This window comes from Terriglobales bacterium (genome assembly GCA_035567895.1).
Taxonomy (GTDB): Bacteria; Acidobacteriota; Terriglobia; order Terriglobales; family Acidobacteriaceae; genus Gp1-AA112.
In genome coordinates, this window is sequence record DATMPC010000085.1 from 139,241 (window position 1) to 163,359 (window position 24,119).

Below are 24,119 nucleotides of genomic sequence, written 5' to 3' on the forward strand. Positions count from 1 at the left end.
TCGTTATCTACTCCTCACATAAAAAAGGCGGGAAACTTCATTATAGGGGATGGGTTTGTAGGGGCAGGGCCTACATATCTTTGGTTCCATTATTGCTTGCCCGCATCTAAGGATGCGGAATGGGCTTCGGTAGGGAGATTCTGCTGATGCCAAATCATGTGAGGAGTTGCTCAGCTTTTCCACCCATTTACTGAAATTTTTCACGAATTTTTTGGTTTGGAATCTTGACAAACTCGCAATATTCAGCACTGCTGCGCGAGCAACAAAATGACCAAAGGATTCATCGGATAGAGGTAAGCAGCCACTCCCACTGCGACAAGCGGAATCGGCTGAATGGGTCGAACAGAAGTTCTTATGGCAAACCAGGTGTTGATCGCCCCCACTGAAATTTCTCCGGTTCGTAGGCGGGTACCCGCAAGCGTGCCTAACTTTGGCCTGAAGGCAGAGACAGGACTCCTTCAGTCGCTGAAGGAGAATCTTCGCGACGTCTTTTTTCCGGAAAAATTACCACCGCTCAAGCTGACATCCCGTCCAGTTGCGGTTCGGAGCATCTGGGGGGCCTACGACAATCGGAAAGTTGCGCGCACATCCTCGATGATTGTGCACGCTGGACTGATCGGGGCGCTCATTGCTGCCTCAATCCTGGGGCACAAGGCTTATCAGGAGCAGAAGAAAGAGGAAGTGACGATCATTGCTCCCGACATCTCCGAATACATGCCCATGACCGCCAAGAAAATGCCGACGCTCCAGGGCGGCGGTGGTGGCGGAGATCGCGACAAGGTGATCGCTCCCAAGGGGCATCTTCCTAAGCCTGCGATGCAGCAATTTACCCCGCCAGAAGTTGTGGTCCGCAATGACCATCCTAAGCTTGCTGTAGAGCCGACAATAGTGATGCCTCCCCAAGTGAAGTTGGCGAGCAATAACCTGCCGAACTTGGGCGATCCTAAATCCCCTGTCATCGGCGGACCTCCGTCGAATGGCGTTGGTAGCGGCGCTGGGATCGGCTCTGGCAGCGGAGGCGGAATCGGCTCTGGAATGGGTGGTGGCGTTGGTCCTGGTTCCGGCGGCGGATATGGTGGCGGAGTTTTCCGTCCAGGCGTTGGCGGCGTAACCGCGCCCCGCGCTATCTATAAGCCAGATCCGGAGTATTCGGAAGAGGCTCGTAAAGCTAAGTACCAGGGAACTGTAGTTCTGGGACTTATCGTCGATGCTGCTGGGCGTCCCCGAGGCCTGAAAGTGGAGCGTGGGCTAGGCATGGGTCTCGACGAGAAAGCACTGGAAGCAGTGCGCACCTGGAAATTCGAACCGGCTGAGAAAGACGGCAAGCCAGTCTCAGTGGCTATCAGTGTAGAAGTGGAGTTTAGACTCTTCTGAAGTAAGTCTTCATCAGAAGAATTGAAGCGGCATGAGCGAACCTGCTCGTGCCGTTTTGCTTTTCTGGCCGTCGCGAGTTCGCCGCCGACTCTGTGTAGCGTGACAAAGAACAGCGACAATAACAAGGGGATCTCTCGAATTCTCTTCAAAATCGTTAAATTCTGCCCAAAAATTGCAAATTGTTCTTCAAGGCAGGGAATTAACAGAGATTTCTCTAGAATTGTCTGTAAGGCGGCACGAGCAAAGCACTTACTGCCGATTTGAGGCTTGATTCAAGAAATTAACTGGGAAACATCAGGGAGTTTTTTGTTCCATTTCGGTCTTGACACCTGCTGATCTGTCCCTGCCTCGGTCTGCCGTTCAGTTCCGCTTATAATCCAGTTCTTCGAACTGCCATGTGCGCCTTATCGGTTCAATCGACGCGAATTATCATAGACAGCGATCGGCTGAACCAGGAGCTGGAAACGCTTGCCTCATTTTCGGACAGCCCGTCTCCTGCGGTAACGCGAATCGTGTTTTCCGAGTCGGACCGTCGTGCTCGCGAGTACGTAAAGGGCCTCTGTCGTGAGGCTGGATTGGCAATCCGCGAAGACGCGGTTGGCAATACCTTCGCCCGTTGGAACGGAGAGCGTCCCGAGGAAGCGGCCATCGCAACGGGCTCGCACATCGATGCCATACCGAATGCCGGACGCTACGATGGCACTGTCGGAGTGCTCGGCGGCTTAGAGGCGATTCGTGCGCTCAAGCGCTCTGGACTCTCGCCAAAACGTCCGATCGAGCTGCTCGTCTTCACGTCTGAAGAGCCGACGCGCTTCGGCATCGGATGTCTTGGCAGCAGACTCCTCTCCGGCAACCGCGATGCGTCTGTCGATGAGAAGTTGAAGGACAAAGTCGGCCAGACATTACGTGAGACTCGAGAGGCGGCAGGGTTCAGCGGAGATCTGCAGCAAGTGCCTGTTTCGCGCAGCTACTACCACGGCTTCGTCGAGCTCCATATTGAGCAAGGCCCGCTGCTTGAGCAGGAACAACTCGACATTGGGGTAGTCATTGCTATTGCCGCTCCGGCAAGCCTGCGCGTCTCGGTAGAAGGGCAGGGAGGGCATGCGGGTGGAGTCCTGATGCCTGACCGCCATGACGCTCTGTGCGCCGCTGCAGAGATCATTCTTTCTGTCGAGTCTGCCGCAAAGTCAACGGGTTCGCGGGATACGGTGGCCACAACCGGCGTGTGCGATGTCTTTCCCTCTGCGGTGAACAGCATTCCGAGCCGCGTGCGCCTTGAAGTTGATCTTCGCGATATCGATGAACAGCGTCGTGAAACTGTCTCCCGATTAATTCGTCAAAGATGCGACGAGGTTGCCGGGCATCGATCAGTCAGTGTTCAAATCGAAACTGTCAACGCAGATGCACCCGGCGAATGTGCTCCTGAAGTTGTGGACGCAATTGAAAGCGCCTGCAGAACCAATCAGCTTCGATTCAGGAGGATGGTGAGTCGTGCCTACCACGATTCGCTATTCATGTCGCGAATCGCTCCAACCGGCATGATCTTCATCCCTTGCAAAGACGGCATCAGTCACCGCCCTGACGAGTACGCCTCCCCCGTGGCGATTGCCAACGGAACTCGTGTCCTCGCGCATGTACTTGCTGAACTCGCTTCCAAGTAGAAAGCAGAAACATCACTGCACGCCGATTGCGTGGTACAGCTCCGCCGGGCGGAGGAGGTTGCCGTTCTTTATCACGAGGTCGATCTTGCGAATGTCGCTGATCTGGGTGGTTGGGTCGCCGCTCACCAGAATCATGTCGGCGTACTTGCCCGGTGTAACCGAGCCGAAGTCTTTGTCCATGTGCATTACGCGGGCGCCTTCGAGGGTGGCCATGCGGAGCACTGCCGGCGCGGGAATTCCGGCTTGGCTGTAAATTTCGAGTTCGCGATGGAACGCGTACCCGTTCCCGGCATCGGTCCCCGCTACTAGCTGCACACCGCTGTCGTAGAGCTTCTTCAGCATCTCTTCCATCTTGGCGTAGGAAGCGCGGTACTGCTTGTCAGTGGCCGCGTCAGGGACGGGCAGGGAACCGCCTCCGGCTTTAATGCCACGCTGGGCTTGTACTGGAAGACGGTCGAACATTGGTTGATCGATTTTGGGAATCTGACCTTGGCGGTCCGTGTACGTGTTTTCCCACACGCCCATGGTGGGATCGATGACGATGTGGCGCTCCTTCAGCAAAGCGATGAAGTTGTTTACTGGCGGACTGTTCAGGTCGAGATCGGCACCGCGCTTGCCGGGCGCGATGAAGCGTTCGGGAGTGCGTGTCTCCTTCACGTCGGGCATGAAGTTCAGGAAGACGAAGTTCATGTGCTGGATCTCGTTGGCGCCGTCACGGATGAACTGCTCCGCGATCATCCCGGCGGGAACGTGTCCACTGACTCGCAATCCTCGCTTGTGCGCTTCGTTGGCGATTATGGGCACCAGCTCGGGTTTGACTGAGCTGTAGATCTTGATCTGGACGTAGCCCAGATTGGCATAGCGATCAACGCGCTCCACGGCCTCTTGGGGCGTCGCGGCGAGCACCTTGATCGGGCCTTCGAACGGGCCAGGTCCGTCGATGAAGCCTGCAGGCACGACACGGGGTCCAATCTGCGTGCCGTCGCCGATGTGTTTGCGCAGCACGGTGAGGTCGTCAATGCTGTTGCCCATGTCGCGCACAGTGGTGACGCCAGCCGCGACATCCATGAAGGCGTTCAGCGGGAAGAGATGGGCGTGCATGTCCCAGAGTCCAGGCAGGAGTGTCTTGCCGGAGCCGTCGATGACTTCAGCATTCGCCGGCGTGGCCTGACCGGCTTCGGCGGCAACCGACGCGATACGCTCGCCGTGCACGACCACGTGCTGCTTGGGAAGAACCTTAGCCGCCTCGGAGTCGAAGAGGTTGACATTCTTCAGGACTAAGTCGCCCGCCGGAATGTGAGTTAGTGCGTGCGCTTGCTCGGCGGCGCGGGTGCTCTCCACTTCCTGTTGCGCTTTATGCAGTATCGGGACAACGGTCTCGAATCCCTGACGCACAGTGCTGCTCCAACCATAAGCGACAGCCAAGAACTGCTGGCTTTCGTCCAGCCACAAATACGCAGGCTCGAAACCGAGGCCAGAAACCTCGTACAGAGTGGCATTAACCCTCGAATCGCTGGCCTCCACGAGCACTGACTTCACGCTGCGCGCGGATGTCTGACCTGAAGGTAAGAGGTCGATCTTTCCGCCGTTCTTTAGAGCGGCTCGCGTGAGTAACTCAAGTGACTCTGGACCGCCGTTCAAGTCGACGTAGGCCTTGCCAGATGCGTTGGGCTGGTGAGTGTCTTCCGCTTGGTTTTTCCAGGATGCGCCGCTGCCGCTAAGGACGAAGTGCTCCTCTACGGGATTCTTCATGTAGTCGACGCCCTTGGAGTCTTCTGCGATAACAACTCCTTTGACGTCGAGCTTGTATGTTGTGTAGATCTTCGGGCCGCGTCCGCGATCGTTGAATTGGAAGAACTCATGAATGACGCCATCGGGAGTTGTCCACACAGCGTCCTGACCGGACGGCGTCTTGTCACTGAGCACGACGCGGATGTGCGCTTCCTTGGGGACGTCCGTCGGCAACTCAGGTGTGGGGGAACCCTGCTGTTGCGAATTGGCGGTGATGGCGAAGGTGACAGCTAGTACGGTCGTCAGGAATGGGCGCTTCATGGCAGGGAAGCTTACCAGAGCGGCCAAGGGCTACCGGGGGGATCCAGCAGCTACGCGCTAGCGGGCGCCGCTCTGCGTAGCTACGGGATCAGGAACACGTCCAGCCTTATCGCAGCACTCTCCTGCGGGAATAGGACTGCCGTGTGGGCAGGTAGCTGGATGTCCGAGGAACGAGCAGATTTTCTCTGTAACCTCGGGTGAGAGGATGTGCTCGAACTTGCATGCCTGCTGCTCGATTTCGTCTTCGTTTTGCACTTTCAAGGTTTGCGTGAAGAGCCGCTCGGCAAGGCGGTGACGGCGAATAACATCGGCAGCACGCTGCTGGCCCGCAGGAGTGAAGTCGACAATGAATTCTCCGTGCTGCTGTGAGTGGGTTGCAGGATGTATCGCCTCGTGGCAGCGGTTCACTACATCCTTGTGCGTGTGATCGGCTGCGCCGTGAGAACGCTTCATGACGAGCCCAAGCTGCTCCATGCGATCCACTGCGAGCGACACCGGCAAAGCGCCGTCAACTTCCATGCGGCCAACTTCTGCTAGCTCGCCGTTCTCGTGCAGTGTCCAGATCTCCTCGAGGACTTCGTCGATCTGCATCTCGTCAGACATGTTGAAGATCTGCTGATGGGCGATCTGGCCGTGGTGAAGTTCCACCGAGCGGTCCGCGAGTCGAGCGACTACTGGATCGTGCGTCACCATGACAATCGTTCTGCCCTGCTGATGTAGAGTCCGCAACTGCTTCAGAACGATCTCTTCGTTCTTAGCGTCGAGGTTGCCGGTAGGCTCATCGGCCAGAATGATGCTGGGATCGTTGATCAGTGCGCGTGCGATGCAGACTCTTTGCTGCTCGCCGCCGGAAAGCTGTGCGGGCAAGTGATGCGCGCGCTCCTTGAGTCCCACTCGGTCGAGCGCTTCCAGAGCTTCCTGCTTGTCGGTCATTGAGTGGAAGTACTGCGCGAGCATGACGTTTTCCAGTGCAGTCAGATAGGGAATGAGATGGAACTGCTGGAAGATGAAGCCGATCTTCTCTGCTCGAAAACGGTTGAGTTCGGAGCCGGAGAGTTCGCCGAGATCCTTGCCATCGATGAAAATGTCTCCCGAACTGGGACGATCCAGGCATCCGATGAGGTTAACAAGTGAAGACTTGCCGGAACCCGATGGCCCCATAATCGCGAGCCATTCGCCTTTCCGCACAGAAAGCGATACACCGTCGAGCGCGCGTATTTCCCCTGCCTGCCCGCGCTGGCTCGCCGCGTAAACCTTCCGAACGTTGATGATCTCGATGGACATTATTCCCCTTTAAGGATGCCTGCCGGTTCAATTCGTTGCAAGCGTGCCAGCGGAACCGTCGCCGCGAGGAGTGCCAGAGCTAGATTTGCAAGGATCACGAGCGGCAGCACGCTCAACTGCGGCGTGACGACGGCGTGAAAGTTGGCTTGCGAAATCCATGCAGCAGTGCCGGAACCCAGAATGTAGCCGAGGACCGCAGCACAGAGGGCGATGGTCAGCGCTTCACCGGCGAAGAGAGCGTTCACGGTTGCCTGCGAGGAGCCAATTGCCTTCATGACTGCAAAATCACGACGTCTCTCCAGAATTGAGGAAGTGAGCGTAGAAAAAACACACAGCGCAACAGTCAATGCAATAAGCAGCGTTGAGGCGAGCATCACGGAGCGCATACGGCTTACCACGGCGCCCTGTGCCCGAAGCAACTGTCGCACCGGTCGAACCTGCATGCCCGGCAATGCTGATTCGAGCTGGGAAACATCGGCGGCTATCTGGTCGCGCGATCCCGGCGCTGAGATCTCGAGTAACGATGCGCCGATTCCAGTCCAACGCTCGAATGTGCTGAGCGGAATATAGACCCGATCTTCCTCATCCGATCCGGTTTTCACCGTGCCGGACTGCCGGAAGTGAAGCGAGCGTCCCGCAAAGTCTAAATCGAAGCTGCCGTGATTGACCTGCAGATGCGACTCAGCCCGCGAGCCTGCCAAAGCCTGGTCGTCTCCGCTGGGCCACTTCGAAACGGACCACCAGGCGTTGAGTCGCCGGACCTGGTCCATCTCTGTTCCAGCAACCACCACTGCCTCATCGCCACTGGTGTGAGCGATTGCAAACGCAAACGGGACTACGATCGCATCGGATCCGATGGCGGAGTGAGCACGTGTTAAGGCATCAGGAGGCAGACGCTGTCCATCAGGAGCAGCAACCGTGATGTTTGCGCCATAAGAGCGAAAATCACGATTTAGCTTATTTTCCAGGCCGCCATAGAGACTCAGCATGGCCGTGATCATCGTGGCCGCAACAGTTAGCGCGATAAACGCGATCAGCGGACGGTTGCCGCGCCCCAGCAGACCCCGCTTGAGCACATGAAGGAACATCGAGGCACGTACGCTCATACATCACCCCGAAGAACCAGCACGGGATCGAGATTCAAGGCACGATGAATCGCCGCAGCGCTACCGCCAATAGTGACAAGCAGAGCTAGAATGATGACCATCGGCAGTAGCACGGGGGTGATCGCCACACCTGAATGGAATACCGCCTGGGCGATGCGCTGAGCGATGAGGTCACCGAGCAGGAATCCGAGAATGCCTGCGCCGAGCGCGAGGAGTGTGGCTTCGCATACGAACAGAGATGCAATCGTCGAAGCCGTCGCCCCCAGCGACTTCATGAGGCCGACCTCCTGACGTCGCTCCAGAATCGTGGTCGCCATAGCAGCCGAAACGGCCAAGGCAGCCGCAATCAGCGATGCCAGGGCGATCAGCAACATCATTCCCGAAATGTGCGAAAGCACCGTGCCTTCGTTCTGCGCGGCTTGGCGAATCTGTTCGGCGCGCGCTGCCGGAAACACCTCTCGCAACTGATAGGCAATGGAGTTGGCGTATGGGGAGCAGTACCAGCGATCGCGATCCGCTGCAGTCATGCGATCGGGGTCGCGGCGGGCAAACGGGTCTTCTGGCTTTGTGAGCGCGCTCACATAGATCCTGTCCACTCCATCCGGGGCATGAGCCAATCGCTGCACGAGTGCGAGCGGAGCAACGACGGCATTGTCTTCGGTGCTTCCAGTGCTAACGATTCCACTGATCCGCGCCGAAACGCCGGAGAGGTCGATCGAGTCGCCCGCCTGTTTTCCGATACGAGAGGCCAATTGTGATCCGACAAGCACATCGGTGCTGCCATCGCTCGGCCATGTCCCTTGTACCTTCCACCAGGGATAGAGCTTCTCGACTCCGGTTGAGAACTCTTCTGTTCCAAAACGGAGCTGTTTGTCGAAGTAAGTGCCAAGCACGCGGATTGGACCTGATTGCCCCTGGACCTGCGTTTCCAGAAAGGGCGCAAAGGCGAGAATGTTGTGACCCCAGAAGATTCCTTTGATGTTCGGGAGGGTTGATTCCTTCAGGTAAGTTCCGGGAGACGCAGGCTTCACTTCCTGATCGCCAACGCGGACCTGTAGAGCGGCATCCTCTGGGTAGACAACAATGTTTGCGCCGTACACGCGCAGCTCACGATTGATCTTGTCGCCTACGTCAACGCCCACGGCAATCATCGCAGTTGCGACTGCGACCCCCAAAGTAACGGCAATTCCGGCCAAGAGCTTGCGCCGCTGTTGTCGCCGGAACGATTGATAGAGGAGACGGAAAAACACGAGGCCTACTTCGCGGAACTCGCCGCGTCGCTCGAGAGATCAGCCTGGCTAATCGTGATCTGGTCGCCATTGATCGACGATTTGAGCGGAATAGGATTGCAGCCGCCGGCCTGTCCCATTGACTGAGCGTTTATCGGCGCTGAGCAGTTTTTACAAATAATCTGGTTTCCGCTTTTGTAAAAGCCAACCGGACCGCAGATCTGGCAAGCGTCCAGAACCGTGACGACCTTCCCGTCGGGCTTCTTGAAAATGAGGAACCGTACTTCCTTACCCTCCAAGTTCGCCGAATAACGGTGCAGTTCACCGTCCGAGACTTCACTGATCGAAATCGTGACCTGTCCGCCAACGAAGGTCAGCTCGTGCGCCGGCGATAGGGAAGTAGTGCTCTTTGCATAAATGAACTCAGCGGTCACCAGCACAATGAAGACAAATGAGGAGATATAGACGGCGGTCGACCAGAGCTTTTCCTTGCGCGCCGACCAGAGTGCCTTCCGCTGAAGAGCCCGGGAGTTCGTTCCACCTGATGATGAGGGTGGAGCTGGTGTTCCACCGTCGCCCTGGCGTCGGCGTTGATCAAACAAAATCATCAAAGCCGCTAACGCGAGAATCGTGACAAAGAAAAACAGATCATTGCGCACAATCGGGCCGATCAGCGCCATCTCTTCACGGCTCGACGGAAGTACACCGTTCTCCGAGAGTTCGTGCAATCCAGAGACAAGGAGCTGAGCCGCGACGAAAATCAGGATTACAGTGGTCACACGGAAGAAGCGCTGCAGATTGATACGAATGCTGCCCTTCACGAACATCACACCAAAGACAACTGCGAGCAGCACCCCGATAAGAGTTCCCATGAAGCTCAAGAGCTGTGTTGAGTTGAACTCAACGGCCGTCAGGATCAATACAGTTTCTACGCCTTCGCGCAGAACCATGAGAAACACGAACAGAAACAGGCCGGAGATGCGCCCGCCACTGGCCAGCCCGCCGACTTTCCCCTCGATGTCGCCTTTGAGCCGTTTGGCTGCCCGGCTCATGAACCAGATCATGGTGATAACGAAGAATGCGGCGACCAGCATTACCCAGCCTTCGAAGATGTCTTGATTGAACTGAGTACGGGAGAGGACGATGGCCACGCCAATGCTGCAGAGAAAGGCAGCTCCAAGGGCCGCGTAGACCACCCGACGCAGCTCCGGACGCCCAATCTTCGACAGATAGGCGAGAGTGATTCCGACGATCAGTGCAGCTTCGACGCCTTCACGCAGGGTGACAATAAGAGCTTGGAGCATTGCTTAGGTGAAAATGAAAATGAATTTCAATTTCAACTAGTATTGTAACAGCTTGAGACCATTGCCCGATAGCTTGCGAGTGCTCTCTACCGGTGCGCCATCGGAGTTCGACTGAACGGGCAGGTTCTTCAGCTACTCTGCCATCCCGCTCGCAACCAATCGCGTCCAAGACGTAGTCATTGTTGAACGCGACGTCTTCGCTCCAGCACAAACAGCAGTAGGAGAAACAAAGCTTGTTCCAATTGCGGGTGGCACGTAACGTCGCGGAAATTGAAAGGCTCGGTCCGTCATGGGAGTCGCTCATGACCCCGGAATTGACCTCGTTCCAGAGTCACCGGTGGAATCTCCTGGCCGCAAATCTCTTCCGGGAGCGGGAAGAGCCGTACTTCATTTTCGCGGAAAACGACAACGGTGCCGCGATTCTGCCCGCAGTAATTCAATCTCACACTCGCACCATTGCCTTCGCCGGCGAATGCCTGTTTGACTATCGCGACTACCTCGCAGTCGGAGATACTTCTCCTCTCAGGGCAGCCTGGCAGAAACTCGCATCCGTAAATCTGCCGATTTCCGTTACCGCGATCTGTCGCCCAGAAAATGGAATTTGGCAGCTGCTGCCGACGCAGTTCTTCAGCAGGGCTCCACGATTGCTGAAGTCGGAGATCACATCGGAGCAACTCGTTCACCGTCACCCGCGAGCTTTCAGCCGACTGCGCAAGTTGGAGCGAATGGGTTTACGTATCACTCAGTACACCGGCGACTCTCCCATGGTCTCGGAAATTTACCGGCTTCGCAGGGCGCAGTCGACTTCCAGCGGACTCTTTCATGATCCGCTGCGCGGCGAGTTCATGGTTTCGCTTTGCCGCGCTGAGGGTCCAAAGTGCGAAGTCTTCGCTCTGGAGCACGGCAGTATGCTTGCGGCGGCGCTGGTAACCTTCCGTGATGCTGATTGGCGCCGTTGTTACACAATCTTCTATGACCATCGATGGGCGCGATTCTCCCCGGGAGTAAGTCTCCTTTTTGAAGTCGCGCGACGCTCACTGGAGCAAAGAATGAATATTGATCTCATGACCGGGGAGCAGCAGTACAAGATGCGAGTGGCTCAGAGTACCCAAGATCTATTCAAGGTGAGTGCCAGCGCAGCCGAAATGCACCAGGTATTCCGGGCAGCAGTTTCGGATGCCGCGTAACTGCTATCCCACCAACGCTCGATCTCCAGAAAACCGCGACGGTGAGAAGGGGCGCAAGTCGACTGGAGTTTTTCTTCCCTGAATTAGATCAGACATCAGAGCGGCGGTAATCGGAGCCAAAAGAATCCCATTTCGGAAATGTCCAGTAGCCACATAGGTTCCGGGCAGAGAACCAGCGCCGATGATCGGAAGTCCATCAGGAGACCCGGGTCGCAGGCCTGCCCAGGCCTCGATCATCTTTGCCTCTTTAATCCACGGCACCAGGTTCGAGGCCGCCTGATGAAGTTCTTGTATCGCTACCGGTTGTACAGTCTTGTCGAACCCGACTTCCTCTACCGTTGCACCAATCAGAATTCGACCGGTCTTCCGTGGAAGCAAATAAACTTCGCGTGCACGAATGACGTGCCGCAGTTCGCGGGCCGGCGGGATCACAGTCAGCATTTGTCCTTTTACGGGACGGGACTGAGCTGAGGCACCGGCGATTTCACCTGCCCATGCTCCTGCGCAATTGACAAACGTGGCCGTCGAATATGGACCTGCGCTAGTTCGCAGCTCAAGATCGCGCGTTGTGGCAATGCTAACGCGCTCGACACGCGCCTCGTGATGAACCGTAACGCCCATGCTCTTTGCTGTCGCCAATGCGGCTTGCACAAGGAGGCGAGGATCGACGGTTTGTTCTTGCAAGAAGCACGCACGTGGCAGATCGGCCAAGCTGGGCTCGAGGCTTCGCAGTTCAGCTGGAGAAAGCGGGGAGCCTGGTAACTCATCGTGCTCTTGCGCGACGTAGATTGTGCCGCGATTCTCGAGTCCGACATTATGCCCGGAGCGAACTTCCAGCTCCTCGACGAATGCCGGATACATCGAGGCGCTCATTCGCGCCAGCGGTTTCAATCTGGGATCAGTTTCCGGATCGTCGGCCACGAGCATTCCTGCGGCTGCGCTGCTAGCCTCGCGGCCCGGCTCTCCCCGATCGAGAACCGCGACGGAGGCGCCTGCGCGTCTGAGTTCAATGGCGACAGAAAGACCTATGATTCCGGCGCCGGCGATGACTACATCGCAGGTGTGCACAAGACGATTTTAGCCTTTGACCTGCGCTAGTAGCTTACGAGCGAAAGAGGGAATTACGAGTGTCGGTGCGACGGCGGCGTCACTTGCGCTCGTTCCGGGGAAGTCTTTGCAGTATCCACAAGTTTTGAGAACACGACGAGCCTCTTCGGGGCTGGCCCAATGTAGTAAATCGGGTAACAGGTGATCAGAGTGAGGCGAGTGTCCGATGTCTTCTTCAGCACTGAGAGATCGTTGGGCGTTACGATCTTTTTTCCTGTTACTTGGAAAGTGTAGGCGTGACCGTCGCGGCGAACCTGGATCTCGTCGCCGTTCTTGAGTTCATAGATGTTTCGAAAGAACGTGTCGCGGTGCGCCGAGATGACGGAGTTGCCGGCCTCGCCGGGAACTGGAGTGCCTTTGACATGCCCTGGGCCGAGACGCAAGGCCTTGTGGCTGGTGCCTTCGACCACGATCACGTCCAGATCGATCTTAGGTATGGAAACTCGAGTCAGTCCGTCGTTCTTCGAAACCGGTGTACTCAACGTCACAAGAGACGAACTCTGTTGCTCTTGCCACTGCTGGTGCAACGCCCGTTGCTCGTTGTACATGGCAGCGTACTCAGTACCTACATAGCCCAACAGAACGGCGCCCACAACAATCAGAATCGCCGAAATCTTGCGCTTCGAGATCGATCGCAAGCGTTTCCACATTTCAAGTGGCGCAACCTCCTGAGCAACACTGCGGGCATTATTTTGGTTCTCGTTCTGCATGGACCAGGAATGGCTCATTGGTTGGATGCGAAGTCTGAATTGCGGGAAGGCTCTACTTGTGAGCCGGACGCGTCCGCAGTGCCGATATCAACCCACCCACAAAGACTCCGAAGCCAATCACGGAGAGGAGCGGGAGAGAGCTGCCGGCTACTGGCAAGTTGAAAGATGAGTTTGCCAAATCAGAGCTGGGTGCTGGTGAGAGCGCCGTTGGCTCGGGCTGTGTGGCGGATTGCGTTTCAACAGTGTTCGCGGCAGTAGTGCTTTGTCCGGAGTTGTCCGCTGATCTTGAAATTGCAGTGTGACTCGCTGCCGGGAGACCAAGTGACCAAGCACGGTAGTGGATGGCGATGGGAGTAGCGATCGCCAGCAATATAAGAATTACGAAGGTCCGGACGTTCTTCATGGCGCAAGCTGTACGTACTACTTAGTTACTACTAATGAGAACTCCGATTCCCATTTTCGCCCGTTAGATTCCAAATCAATACTGCACCCATACCACCTCAACTGAGGCAGACAAAGCTCCCAAAATCAGCTATTTACTCTCTCAATACTATGATTGCAGGACCGAGTACCGCACTCCGCCCTGCTTATCCCTGTGCAATTTCCTAGCCCAAGTTGCGCAGGGATGAAATTCGGTTATTTGGATGGCGGAATTAGGCGGAGTCTTGCGATTGTCTCTGAAGCAGAGTCTCTCAATCAGCACTCACTTCGAGACTTTGGTTGGCAAAGTTGCGTCCTGTGCAGCGGCAAGCTGAGTAGCATCGATCACGAGAGGCGAGTGATCATAGAAATTGACTGTCGCTTGTAGCGACTTTCTCTTATCCCAATCTTCACGCGATATGGGAAAACTGAAGATTACTACTCCTTGCTGATTGGCATTCGCCGCGATAATCGACTCTGACTGTAGCGGCTTTGCCCCGGGAATGCCGAGTTGAGGATAGGCCTGTACGATGCGTTCATAATCAGACGCTGGTGCGGCGCTGTCGTTGAACTCTCCTTTTTCTGCTACGAGCTTGCCTTCAACGCCTTTGATGTACATCGGCTTACCGATCGCGTTCTTCACGTTGAGAGCGATGTTCACGAGGATTGAGTCGCGCTTCTCGATGTTTTGATCTAGCGTGCCCTCCTGCCCGGGTGCGATGGACCCTTTGGACTCGATGTGTAACGGAAGTGCCACGACACGAGTCGCTGAGCCGTTCGAGGTTGGCGGCTTCCGGGAAGAGAGGAGATAGACGCCGAGGATCGCGCCTAGTACAGCCGCTGCGACGAGAACTGGCACGATGGGAGGCAGGCTCCAGCGGGGGCTATCGAGCTCTTCGCTCATCGGCACGTGCCCGGCGTCAAAGCGCGGCGCTTCGGTCTTCTTCATTTCTGGACCAGTTGGGCTCGACATGATTCCTCCTTCAGCAGCAGCTCTGATTCTAAGATGCCGATTCTGGCATCAGGCGACTGCTGTTTGTGAATGCCGTCTCATCGCTGCGGCAAATTGACTAACAGCAAGAGTGTTCAGCACATCCGCCGCTGTAAGCCACGCGCGCCGGGCTTGCACGACCCCGAACCGCATCTTTTCCAGATGTGATGTATGGTGCGAATCAGTATTGATCACGATCTTTACCCCACGCTCTTTCGTCATTTTCAAATGACGATCCGAGAGGTCGAGGCGATCAGGATACGCATTGAGTTCCATTGCGACGTTGTGTGTAGCCGCAGCCTTTAAGATCGCGTCGAAGTCGAAGTCGTATCCCTCGCGCCGCAATAGGATACGCCCAGTGGGGTGGCCGAGAATGGAAATATGTCCGCTGGTAATAGCGCACAGCAGGCGATCGGTCATCTGCTGTGGCTCCTGCTGAAAATGGGAGTGGACGCTGGCGATCACAAGATCCATCTCATCCAGCACGTCACCGGAAAGATCGAGTTCGCCGTCCGCGAGAATGTCCACTTCGATCCCAGCAAATATCTTGATGCCTTCGCTATGTTTGTCTGCCTCGCGAATCTTGCGGATGTGCTCTATCGCCCGCTTATCGTCCAGTCCGTTGGCAAACGCGAGGTTCTTTGAGTGGTCGGTGATGGCCATATATTCGTAGCCGCGCTCACGGGCTGCGCCGGCCATTTCCTCGATCGTGCAGCGACCATCAGTCTCGACCGTGTGCATGTGCACATCGCCACGAATATCACTCAGCTCGATCAGTCGTGGAAGCAGATGCTTTTCTGCTGCCTCAATCTCGCCTTGGTTCTCGCGAAGCTCGGGAGGAATGTAGTCGAGTTTCAGCGCGGCATAAACTTCCTCTTCGGTCGCGCTGGCGACATGAGTTCCGTCGTCGACGCGCGTGAGCGCATATTCGCTCAGCGTGTAACCCATCCTCAATGCGCGCTGACGAAGCGAAACATTGTGAGTCTTTGATCCGGTGAAGTATTGCAGCGCAGCCCCGAAGGACTCAGGCTTCAGCGTGCGAACGTCCACTTGCATCCCGCCGCGCAGCCTGAAACTAACCTTGTTGCCGCCTCGGGCAAGCACCTCGTTGATGCCGGGAAATGTGAGAATTCGATCGAGTAGCGGTTCCAGACGATCGTCGGCACAACACGGACCAGTGATGAGGATGTCGAGATCTCCGACAGTGTCGCGTCCGCGGCGCAGGGAGCCAGCCGCGGTGATCTTCTCGACGCCGGGCATTTCAGCGAGAAACTGTTTGATCTTCTCCGCAGTGCGCTCAGCCGCATCGAGCAAGAAGCGTCCGGAGATGCGACGATACTCTTCGATTCCTCGCAGGATCTTCTGCTCGTGCTTCTCTCCCATGCGCGGAAGCTCGCGGATCTTTCCTTCACGCGCCAGCTTCTCCACGCCTTCGATATCGCACACCTGATATGCATCCCAAATCAGCGCGATGGTCTTTGGGCCGAGGCCCTGAATCTTCAGGAGTTCCAACATGGAAGGGCGATACTTTTGAAGTAGCTCAGCATGGAGGGGGAAATTACCCTCCTTCAGAAGTTGCTGAATGTTTCCGGCCATGCTTTTGCCTATTCCGGGAATTTCAAGCAGCTTCTTCGTGTCAGCAGCGATATCCGCGATTCGGGTTGGGAGTCCTTCAACAGCTTCAGCGGCCCGTCGATAAGAGCGAATGCGGAATGGGTCGTCGCCACGAACTTCCATCAGGTCGGCGGTTTCATTAAAGACGGCTGCGATGTTACGGTTCTCCATAGTGTGCGTCGGTAATTCTAAATTCCTATGCCTCGCGATGCCTGGGAACAAAAAACCCAGCCGATTGGCTGGGTTCTGGATAAATTCTCGATCTCACTAGGACAGCTTGGTCACGTTGTCGGCTTGAGGACCTTTTTGGCCCTGCACGATCTCAAACTCCACCTGATCGCCTTCCTGAAGGCTCTTGTAGCCTTCAGACTTTACAGCGCTGTAGTGGACAAACACGTCTGGTCCACTTTCCTGACCGATGAATCCAAAACCCTTAGCGTTGTTAAACCACTTTACAGTGCCTTTAATTCGCGTCACTTGCATACCTTTTCTGAGTTTCCTTCTGGGCCGAACAGCTAGGAGCCGGGACCCGAGCTTCCAGACCACCCTTGGGGACTGCACGGAGACTTACTTCACACGCCCGAAAGCGAGCTTGGAGAACGGCGCGAGGGGTAATTCTTGGGGTCCTAGTGAGGTTACTGGTTAGTGAAAATTATGCAGAAAATTAACTATGTTGTCAAAGTAGTAATCGCGTTTAGAGCACTCAAAAAGAGCTGACAGAGAGGTTGAGGAGTACTACTTAATACGTTGAATCCAGCCAAAATAACGACGTCAACGTTTTCGCGTCACTAATAGTCCCGCTATGCGCCATCTTCAGCGCAGCAGGCAGAGGAAAGAACCTGGTCTGGATGCGCTCGTCGTCTTCCAGCTGCGCTTCTCCCTGGGTGAGGCCAGTCGCCAGGAAGACCTCCATGGTCTCGTCGAGGATGCCTGGGCTAACGTAAAACTTGAGGACTCGCTTCCACCGTTTGGCTGTCATTCCAGTCTCTTCGCGCAGCTCACGTTTTGCGGCCGCCGCGGACTTTTCTCCCGGATCGATGTGACCAGCTGGCAGCTCCCACAAATAGGCGTCGGCTGCGTAACGATATTGACGCTCGAGGAGCACGCGTGGCGGCTCCGAGGAGTCATCCAGAGCCAGCACAACCACAGAGCCGTGATGGCGAATAATCTCGCGCAGGGCAACGACGCCTCCTGGTTCGCGAACTCGATCTACCACGACCGTGTAGACCTTGCCGCGATATGCAATCTTGCGCGACAGAATCTTTGCGTGCTTTGGCTTAGGAAAGTGCGGGACTTTGCTCTTTGCGTGCGTGCGACCTTTGGGCATGAAGCGATAGGTTAACATTCTGTCGCGACTCAACTTTTTCCCCATCGCATGACACCCTCGAAAAGCAAGCGGTCCATCGATACCACGATCATCGGCGCCGGAACTTTGGCAACAGCCTTGGCTGTGGCATTGCGGAGCAGCGGGCATCGTGTAGTCGAGATCGTCTCTCGAAACAATGCACAATCAATTTCGCGTGCGCGCAAGCTCGCGAAGCGGGTAAGCGCACGTGTGATCACTCTCCGCGACGCTCAATTCGCTACCAAAGCCACTTGGGTATGCGTACCCGATGATGCCATTCTTGACGTCGCCAGCCAGATCGCGACGCGTGGCGATTGGACGCGTAAGATCGCGATTCATTGCAGCGGTGCGCTCGGGTCCGAGGCGCTCGCTCCGCTCAAGACGGCCGGCGCCAGCATTGCTTCGGCGCATCCCCTGATGACGTTCGTGCGCAGTTCCAAACCGGAATTGGAGGGAGTGCCGTTTGCGCTGGAAGGCGATCACAACGCGCTTGCTACCGTGAGCGTGATTGTGCGGAGCCTTGGAGGAAAGCCGTTTCGCATTCCGTCGGAACTGAAGCCCGCTTACCACCTGTTCGGATTTTTCTCCTCTCCGGCGCTAGTGGCATTGATAGCTGCTGCTCAGCAAGTAGGAGAACTCGCAGGGTTCGATCGACGCAAATCGCGTCAGTTGATGGGGCCAATCGTTCGCCAGACCATCGACAACTGCCTTGTGAGTACTCCTCAGCATGCATTTAGCGGCCCACTGCGGCGCGGAGACATTGCAACGCTCCGCAAGCATCTTGAGGTTCTAAAAGGGCGACCGGAACTTCTGACGCTCTATAAATCGTTGGCCAGCATTGCGCTCCAATACCTGCCAGTCACCAATGCCGACGCCCTCAAGAAGCTGATTGGCTGATCTAACCTACTTGGATCTTGGATTTGTCGGCGGTATCGAAACGGGATTCGAGAGAGGCTTGCCCGTCGGCCCAACTCGCGGAGGAGTCTTTCCCACCAGACCGTCTCCGCGCGTTCGGAGCTCCTTGAGAATCGATTGCCGGTCGCGCGAATAGTCGGCGGCGAGACGCGTCAGCGCCAGCGTAACGATGTCGTGATGATGCAACTCTTCCGTGCCCGACTGGCGCCGCGCGTCGAGCCAGAGACGATGGACGAGCATGACGTCTTCGGTTTTCAGATCGGGATTGTGTGGGCCAATGCGGAAGCTCTGTACTTCCGGACCGGGCTTCACCACCTGAAATACGAACTGGTGTTTTGGTAGAGGTGCCGCTTCCCAGGCCTGTCCCATGCGGAAAGCTTGTTCTTCCGACGTCATCTTGGTCGAGAGTCCTGCGACAACGCGCGCGGCAACCAGCGAATTCGCAGTCTGGACGATCGCCGAAAAGACGTCACGCGCGGGCACGACCATCAGTGAAATATGCTTGCCGTAACTCTCGGCGATGCTCACACATTTTGTGAACAGCGTCTGTTCGTGGTCGCTGAAAATCTGTTCCGTTGAGAGATCGACTTCGCCACTGCCAGGTCCTGTAAGTCGCGCGGCCAATACGACAACATCGTGTTCTGTGGTGTCGGTGTTCTGCAACACCCAACGCAATTGCAAGAGCGTGTTGTAATCACGAACGGTGACGATCGTGGAATCCGTACGGATGCCCACAGCCTCGCGCTCGATTTTTTCTTCGTGAAGGAGCTGGAAGTGCTCCTTCATCTCCTTTTCCGCATGCTTGAACTTGCGCTTGTTTATGCGCTCGGAGATGGTGAAGATGACAAAGAACGCCGCCGCGAACATGATGCCGGTGATGGTTGCTATCTTTTTGGTCGCAAGGTTCACCAGGGCCGTGGTGAGCAGCACCATGAATACGGAAAGCAGGCCAAGCGGAATCTCACGTCCCGCGATCGTAATATTCGGCGGCACCTTCCAACCGCGTTCGCCTTTGTATTTGAAGCGCAGGACTAACATTGCGACGCTGTTGAAGGTGAAACTCCAGATCACGCCGAATGCATAAGCCTCGCCCAGTACGTTTACATCGCCGCGACTTAAGAGAATCGTGATGATCTGCAGGCCGACGATCAAGTTCACGATCCGATAGCTGGTTCCATATTTCTTCTGAGGTTTGCGGAACCAGTCGGTGAGGACGCCGTCTTCGGATACTCGATTCAATACGCCGTTTGATCCGATAATCGAGGTGTTGATCGCGCCCGAAAGAATCAGGAAGCCCACGACGACCACAAACGTGCGGAACAACAGCTTCAACAGGAGCGGACCGTTGAACCACATCACCAGTTCAGCCAGAAGGTTGTTCTCGTAACTCTGTACCGGCACGCTCTGGGGAATGATCATTACCGCGAGCAGCGTGCCGATTCCAGTGAACAGGAAGCTGTAAATCGCAACGATGATCGCCGCGCGCTTCAGGTTTTTCAGCTTGGGGTGAGCAATTTCGCGATTTACCTGCGCAAGGGTCTCTTCACCGCTCATAGCGAGCACGGAGTGCCCGAATGCCATGAGGATTCCAAACAGTCCAAAGTTGGTGGCCAGGCTAGTGTGAGCAAGAAAGCCGAGTGAGGTTTCGTTGAAGTGAAGGTTCGACGGAGTCGGCAAGGGCGGGACTGACCAGCCAATCTTCATCAACGTAATTACACACCATCCCAACAGCAGCACTACCATGACGGTAGTGATCTGCATAACGCGCAGAGCCTTGTCGCTCGATTCCTCGATACCCTTGATGTTCTCCCACCAGTAGTAAAGAGTCACAGCAAGGCAGATAACGACGGCGGTTCCATTCACGTTGACGTGCGGCGTGCCGTGGAACATCGCGTGAAAGCCTGGACCGATCCAGCCGTGAGCATCAGCTTTACTGAAGAGTTCGTTGATCAGTCCGGCGATGTATTGTCCGGCGGAGACACCGGAGATCGGTCCCGTGAGGATGTAGTCGAACATCAGCGCGGAGACGCTCAGCTTGGCCAGTGTTCCGCCCAGCGCTTCTTTCACCACGCGGTACACGCCGCCGCGCACGAACATCGAACAGCTCTCGACGTACACCGCGCGCACGGCGAAGGAGAACAACATCACGCCGAGAATGAACCACGGTGCAGAGCGCCCAAAGGCGTCTTCGGCGATTCCTCCCACGTAGTATGCCGACGAACCGAGGTCGTTGAGGACAATCGCGGCCGCGCGCCAGAACGAAATGAACGTGAGCGCCACCGAGGAGGCGACTACGATTCGTACTCGATTGGAAGGCGGTAAGATCGGGGAACCAGAAGGCATTCTTAGCAGACCGGCTGCCGGATTCGTCCCAGCGTCAGTGGGGAGAACTGACCGGGTTCAGTGGTTTGCGTGCTCAACTCTACGCTCGGGTAGTAGCAGCGTCAACGTTGAGGTCGTCATCCCCTTCGAACAACAGCGCTATATCTTCGAAGAAGCTGATCACTACGACCACCAACGATCCCAGCACTCCGGCGAGGAACATGCCAACGGAGAGCCGAGCCAGAAATTGAAGCAAAGCACTCATGCTTTGATGATTCTACAGAAAGCGGCTGTTCTGGGGAATAATCCCACTAGTTTATACCTCGAAACCGCCGTAAGACGCCCGAGTGCCCACGCGAGCCGTTTTCCTCAGCAAAGCGGTTCGTATATCCTCCATCAATTAAATTTATTTTGGTCCTGTGCAAGCACGCGATAGTCTGATTTTCTGATCTGAGTTGTTGCTGCGGGCCCTGATTCCACCTTGAGGAGATGCATGTCGACCGAACTGCGTAATTTCCTGGCCATTCCTTACGACGAGCTGGAAGATCTCAATCTCAAAGCAAAAGAACAGCGCAAGACGCGCGTTCCACTCGACCAGATACAGGAAGAGCGCCTGCGCTACCTGACGGATGAAAAGCGCATTAAAGCCGTCACCGTGCTGTTCAGCGACCTCGAAGGCCGCCTGCACATGCTCGATTACGACAAGAAGTTTCTGTTGCGCAGCTACGACAACCTCACTTTCGACGGATCGTCCATTCGCGGATTCACCGCGCAGCGCGAGAGCGACCTGCGCCTCGGCATCGACTGGCCCGCGTTCTACTGGGCTCCGGCGGACGTGTTTGGCGCCGGCAAAGTGCTCGTCTTTGGCGATGTCATCGACAAGGGCGGAACGCCTTACACCGCCGACATTCGCGGTATGTTCAAGCAATGGGCGGATCAACTCTTTAAGAGCGAAGGCTATACGCTGAACGCCGCCAACGAGATTGAAGGCTTTCTCTTCCAGGGACCTGACGCCGAGCGGCGCTACAACGAAACCGGCAAGTTCGACTACGTAAACACCGGCGGCTACTATCATTCGCTGCCCGGCGATCCGCTGCGCACGTTCATCGACACCACCGCTGAAGTACAGCGCTCGATGGGCTTCCAGAATGAGAAGGACCATCCCGAAGTTGCTCCTTCCCAATTTGAAATCAATTACAGCTACGGCGAAGCCGTCGCCGCCGCCGATCAGATTCAGCTCTACAAACTGATCTGTCGGCAGGTCGCGACCAAAATGGGATTCACGGCCTCGTTCCTGCCCAAGCCAGTCGTAGGAGTAAATGGCAGCGGCATGCACACTAACGTTTCCGTCAGTAAGAACGGCAAGAACATTTTCTGGGATAAGCAAGGGGAAGAGAAGCTGGCAAAGATTGCGTGGTCCTTTGTCGACCGTATTCTTACTCACGGCAACGACATCTGCCTGATGCTCAATGCCAGCGTGAACGCCTATCGCCGCCTCGATCCGCACTTTGAAGCCCCGAACCAGATCAAGGCATCGCCAGTGGATCGCGGATCGATGATCCGCATTCCGATTGGGAACGAGAAGACCTCACGGGTGGAAGTGCGCTCGGTGAGCCCCGACGCCAATCCCTACATGGTGATGTACTCCGTATTTCGCACTGGCCTGCAGGGCGATATCGCGAAGATCAAGAACCTGCGCCAGGCCGAGCGCTACCTTCCGGACAACATCTATACGGCGATCGACAACTTCCTTGCAGCCGAGTGGACGACGAAGCTTCTCGGGGAAGACGTAAAGGCGCGTTATGCGGATCTGAAGAAGGCCTCTGCCGATCGCTGCCCGCGGCTATTGGGAACGTTCGTGAAGACTCCTGAGGTGCAGTATCACCACGATGTCTACAATCAGTACCTTTGGAATCTGTTTTAGAAATAACTCATACCTAGGGACAGCTTAACGAAGCGGTTCCCTAGGGTTCCAATATGGATCGTGGCTCTCCCACAGTACTTCCTCCTACTGTCATCCTGAGGCCTGGTTCTGGCCGAAGGATCTCCCGCGATGACTAGAACTCCCATGCAGTTTCCGGGCTCTTCGGCCAAACATCCTGGCGAAAAGCCGGGACGCAGCAACGAAGTCCGAAATATTCCGGGAGATCCTTGGGCCAACACCAGGCCTCAGGATGACAGGGTAATAGGAGTGAACGTGCGACCCTGATTCTAGTGAATCGTCCGCGTCTTCCGCGACATGTAATCCATTAGCAGGTACTGGCCAAGGTTGTGGGGTGTGGTGAAGTACGCCTTGCCGCGGCACATCTCAGTGACCTTCTGCACGAACTGAATCAGCCCGTAATCTGAGGCCAGCATGAAAGTGTTAATCATCACTCCTGCTCGCTTGCATCGTGAAACTTCTTCGAGTGTCTGGCTCACGACGAGAGGATCGAGCCCAAAAGCATTTTTGTAAATGCGACCGTCTTCGAGGGTGAGTGCCGAAGGTTTGCCGTCGGTAATCATGATGATCTGCTTCATGTCCTTGCGCTGGCGGTCGAGAATGCGCTGCGCCATCCGCAAGCCCTCGCGGGTATTGGTGTAATACGGACCAACCTTCACGCGGGCAAGCTGCGAAAGCGGCAGCTCTTCCGCGGAATCGTGGAACAAAACAAGTGATAGGGAATCGCCGGGATATTGCGTGCGAATCAGTTGCGACAGCGCCATCGCAACTTTCTTCGCTGGAGTGAAGCGATCTTCCCCATAAAGGATCATCGAGTGCGAGCAGTCGAGCATCAGCACGGTTGCGCACGACGACTGGTACTCGCATTGATGCACCTGAAGGTCGGAATATTCGAGTTCAACTGGAACTTTAAGTCCATCGCGCTGGATTGCATTCGACAGAGTGGCAGTAATGTCGAGGTTGAGGGTATCGCCGAACTCGTATTGGCGCGACGCGCCACTCGATTCGATACCGGTTGCCATATCACGCGTGTCGTGGCGCCCGAAATTCGACTTGCCTAGCGAGCCGAGGAGATCGCGCAGAGCGCGGTAGCCCAGGAAGTCCAAGCTCTTGTCCGTAACCTCGAACTTAACCTGTCCTTGTTGCATCTCTCCGGTTTGTCCCGGCAGGTTCGATTGCTGCGATCGATCGAACGGCTGGTCGACGGTAATGTAGTTCTCCTGCTCCATGCGCTCGATCAACTTTTCAATGAGTTCGTCGAGCTGGCCGTCCGCGCGCATCTGCTCGAGCTGCTCGCGCATGTTCTCGTCGAGCATTTCGCCTGATTCGAGCGCTTGCTGGATAGCCTGCCGCAGCTGTTCCAGAGTTTGCTCCCCATCGTTGAATTCGTAAAAGTACCAGGAATCCTGAAAGCCGCTTTGGAGCAGATAATTGGAGAGCGCGTTGAGCAGGTCTTCCATGCTCATCTCACCGGCTGGATCGGCTACGTATTTGGAGTACTTAATGAATTTCATGATCGACCAGCGGAGGTAGAGACGCAGCATGCTGCGTCTCTA

General features: G+C 56.0%; 20 protein-coding genes. 5 read left to right on the forward strand and 15 right to left on the reverse strand.

Annotation, left to right across the window (positions count from 1 at the left end; translation table 11 throughout):
• Nucleotides 1-333 precede the first annotated feature (333 nt).
• Both VNX88_17715 and VNX88_17720 read left to right on the forward strand, forming a co-directional pair.
• Nucleotides 334-1,374 carry an energy transducer TonB gene (locus tag VNX88_17715; protein HWY70508.1) on the forward strand — a complete coding sequence of 347 codons (1,041 nt, stop codon included), beginning with the start codon at nucleotides 334-336 and terminating at the stop codon, nucleotides 1,372-1,374.
• A gap of 395 nt (nucleotides 1,375-1,769) precedes the next feature.
• Nucleotides 1,770-3,035 (forward strand): M20 family metallo-hydrolase, encoded by a 1,266-nt coding sequence (locus VNX88_17720; protein HWY70509.1) that lies wholly within the window; start codon nucleotides 1,770-1,772, stop codon nucleotides 3,033-3,035.
• A gap of 12 nt (nucleotides 3,036-3,047) precedes the next feature.
• On the opposite strand, the gene VNX88_17725 is transcribed toward VNX88_17720, so the two are convergent.
• The 5 genes from VNX88_17725 to VNX88_17745 are packed head-to-tail and all read right to left on the reverse strand — an operon-like array spanning nucleotide 3,048 to nucleotide 10,010.
• Entirely contained in the window at nucleotides 3,048-5,087 is a 2,040-nt protein-coding gene (locus VNX88_17725; protein HWY70510.1) for an amidohydrolase family protein, read from the reverse strand.
• 57 nt (nucleotides 5,088-5,144) lie between these two features.
• Nucleotides 5,145-6,371 carry an ATP-binding cassette domain-containing protein gene (locus VNX88_17730; GenBank protein ID HWY70511.1) on the reverse strand — a complete coding sequence of 409 codons (1,227 nt, stop codon included), beginning with the start codon at nucleotides 6,369-6,371 and terminating at the stop codon, nucleotides 5,145-5,147.
• Nucleotides 6,371-7,477 (reverse strand): FtsX-like permease family protein, encoded by a 1,107-nt coding sequence (locus VNX88_17735; protein ID HWY70512.1) that lies wholly within the window; start codon nucleotides 7,475-7,477, stop codon nucleotides 6,371-6,373. Before VNX88_17735 ends, VNX88_17730 begins: the two co-directional genes overlap by 1 nt.
• Nucleotides 7,474-8,727 carry an ABC transporter permease gene (locus VNX88_17740; protein HWY70513.1) on the reverse strand — a complete coding sequence of 418 codons (1,254 nt, stop codon included), beginning with the start codon at nucleotides 8,725-8,727 and terminating at the stop codon, nucleotides 7,474-7,476. The genes VNX88_17735 and VNX88_17740 overlap by 4 nt, the downstream gene beginning before the upstream one ends.
• 5 nt (nucleotides 8,728-8,732) lie before the next feature.
• The gene (locus VNX88_17745) at nucleotides 8,733-10,010 is read right to left on the reverse strand and encodes a Fe-S-containing protein (protein HWY70514.1); all 1,278 of its coding nucleotides are present in this window, start codon (nucleotides 10,008-10,010) and stop codon (nucleotides 8,733-8,735) included.
• A 302-nt stretch (nucleotides 10,011-10,312) separates the two neighbouring features.
• On the opposite strand from VNX88_17745, the gene VNX88_17750 reads away from it, so the two are divergent.
• The gene (locus VNX88_17750) at nucleotides 10,313-11,197 is read left to right on the forward strand and encodes a GNAT family N-acetyltransferase (GenBank protein ID HWY70515.1); all 885 of its coding nucleotides are present in this window, start codon (nucleotides 10,313-10,315) and stop codon (nucleotides 11,195-11,197) included.
• Between the two features lie 3 nt (nucleotides 11,198-11,200).
• Here VNX88_17750 and thiO read toward each other — a convergent pair whose 3' ends face one another.
• The 7 genes from thiO to VNX88_17785 all read right to left on the reverse strand — a co-directional run bounded on the left by thiO (nucleotide 11,201) and on the right by VNX88_17785 (nucleotide 17,384).
• A complete protein-coding gene (gene thiO / locus VNX88_17755; GenBank protein ID HWY70516.1) occupies nucleotides 11,201-12,265 on the reverse strand; it encodes a glycine oxidase ThiO in 1,065 nt (354 codons plus the stop codon).
• A gap of 53 nt (nucleotides 12,266-12,318) precedes the next feature.
• Nucleotides 12,319-12,954: a class D sortase gene (locus VNX88_17760; GenBank protein ID HWY70517.1), complete on the reverse strand. Its 636-nt coding sequence runs from the start codon at nucleotides 12,952-12,954 to the stop codon at nucleotides 12,319-12,321.
• 112 nt (nucleotides 12,955-13,066) lie between these two features.
• A complete protein-coding gene (locus tag VNX88_17765; GenBank protein HWY70518.1) occupies nucleotides 13,067-13,417 on the reverse strand; it encodes a hypothetical protein in 351 nt (116 codons plus the stop codon).
• A gap of 300 nt (nucleotides 13,418-13,717) precedes the next feature.
• Nucleotides 13,718-14,407, reverse strand: a complete 690-nt coding sequence (locus VNX88_17770; protein HWY70519.1) for a hypothetical protein — start codon at nucleotides 14,405-14,407, stop codon at nucleotides 13,718-13,720.
• Nucleotides 14,408-14,455: 48 nt separating this feature from the next.
• Nucleotides 14,456-16,210 (reverse strand): DNA polymerase/3'-5' exonuclease PolX, encoded by a 1,755-nt coding sequence (gene polX, locus VNX88_17775; GenBank protein ID HWY70520.1) that lies wholly within the window; start codon nucleotides 16,208-16,210, stop codon nucleotides 14,456-14,458.
• Between the two features lie 96 nt (nucleotides 16,211-16,306).
• A complete protein-coding gene (locus tag VNX88_17780) occupies nucleotides 16,307-16,522 on the reverse strand; it encodes a cold-shock protein (protein HWY70521.1) in 216 nt (71 codons plus the stop codon).
• Nucleotides 16,523-16,778: 256 nt separating this feature from the next.
• Nucleotides 16,779-17,384, reverse strand: a complete 606-nt coding sequence (locus VNX88_17785) for an NUDIX hydrolase (GenBank protein HWY70522.1) — start codon at nucleotides 17,382-17,384, stop codon at nucleotides 16,779-16,781.
• Nucleotides 17,385-17,414: 30 nt separating this feature from the next.
• Here VNX88_17785 and VNX88_17790 point away from each other — a divergent pair, with 30 nt between their 5' ends.
• A complete protein-coding gene (locus VNX88_17790) occupies nucleotides 17,415-18,281 on the forward strand; it encodes a DUF2520 domain-containing protein (GenBank protein ID HWY70523.1) in 867 nt (288 codons plus the stop codon).
• Nucleotides 18,282-18,287: 6 nt separating this feature from the next.
• On the opposite strand, the gene VNX88_17795 is transcribed toward VNX88_17790, so the two are convergent.
• Together VNX88_17795 and VNX88_17800 are read right to left on the reverse strand one after the other, a co-directional pair.
• Entirely contained in the window at nucleotides 18,288-20,642 is a 2,355-nt protein-coding gene (locus tag VNX88_17795; GenBank protein HWY70524.1) for an APC family permease, read from the reverse strand.
• 79 nt (nucleotides 20,643-20,721) lie between these two features.
• Nucleotides 20,722-20,886, reverse strand: coding sequence for a hypothetical protein (locus tag VNX88_17800; protein HWY70525.1), 165 nt, complete (start codon nucleotides 20,884-20,886; stop codon nucleotides 20,722-20,724).
• A 228-nt stretch (nucleotides 20,887-21,114) separates the two neighbouring features.
• Here VNX88_17800 and VNX88_17805 point away from each other — a divergent pair, with 228 nt between their 5' ends.
• Entirely contained in the window at nucleotides 21,115-22,545 is a 1,431-nt protein-coding gene (locus VNX88_17805; protein ID HWY70526.1) for a glutamine synthetase family protein, read from the forward strand.
• A gap of 287 nt (nucleotides 22,546-22,832) precedes the next feature.
• On the opposite strand, the gene VNX88_17810 is transcribed toward VNX88_17805, so the two are convergent.
• A complete protein-coding gene (locus VNX88_17810; protein HWY70527.1) occupies nucleotides 22,833-24,107 on the reverse strand; it encodes a VWA domain-containing protein in 1,275 nt (424 codons plus the stop codon).
• Nucleotides 24,108-24,119: the final 12 nt, after the last annotated feature.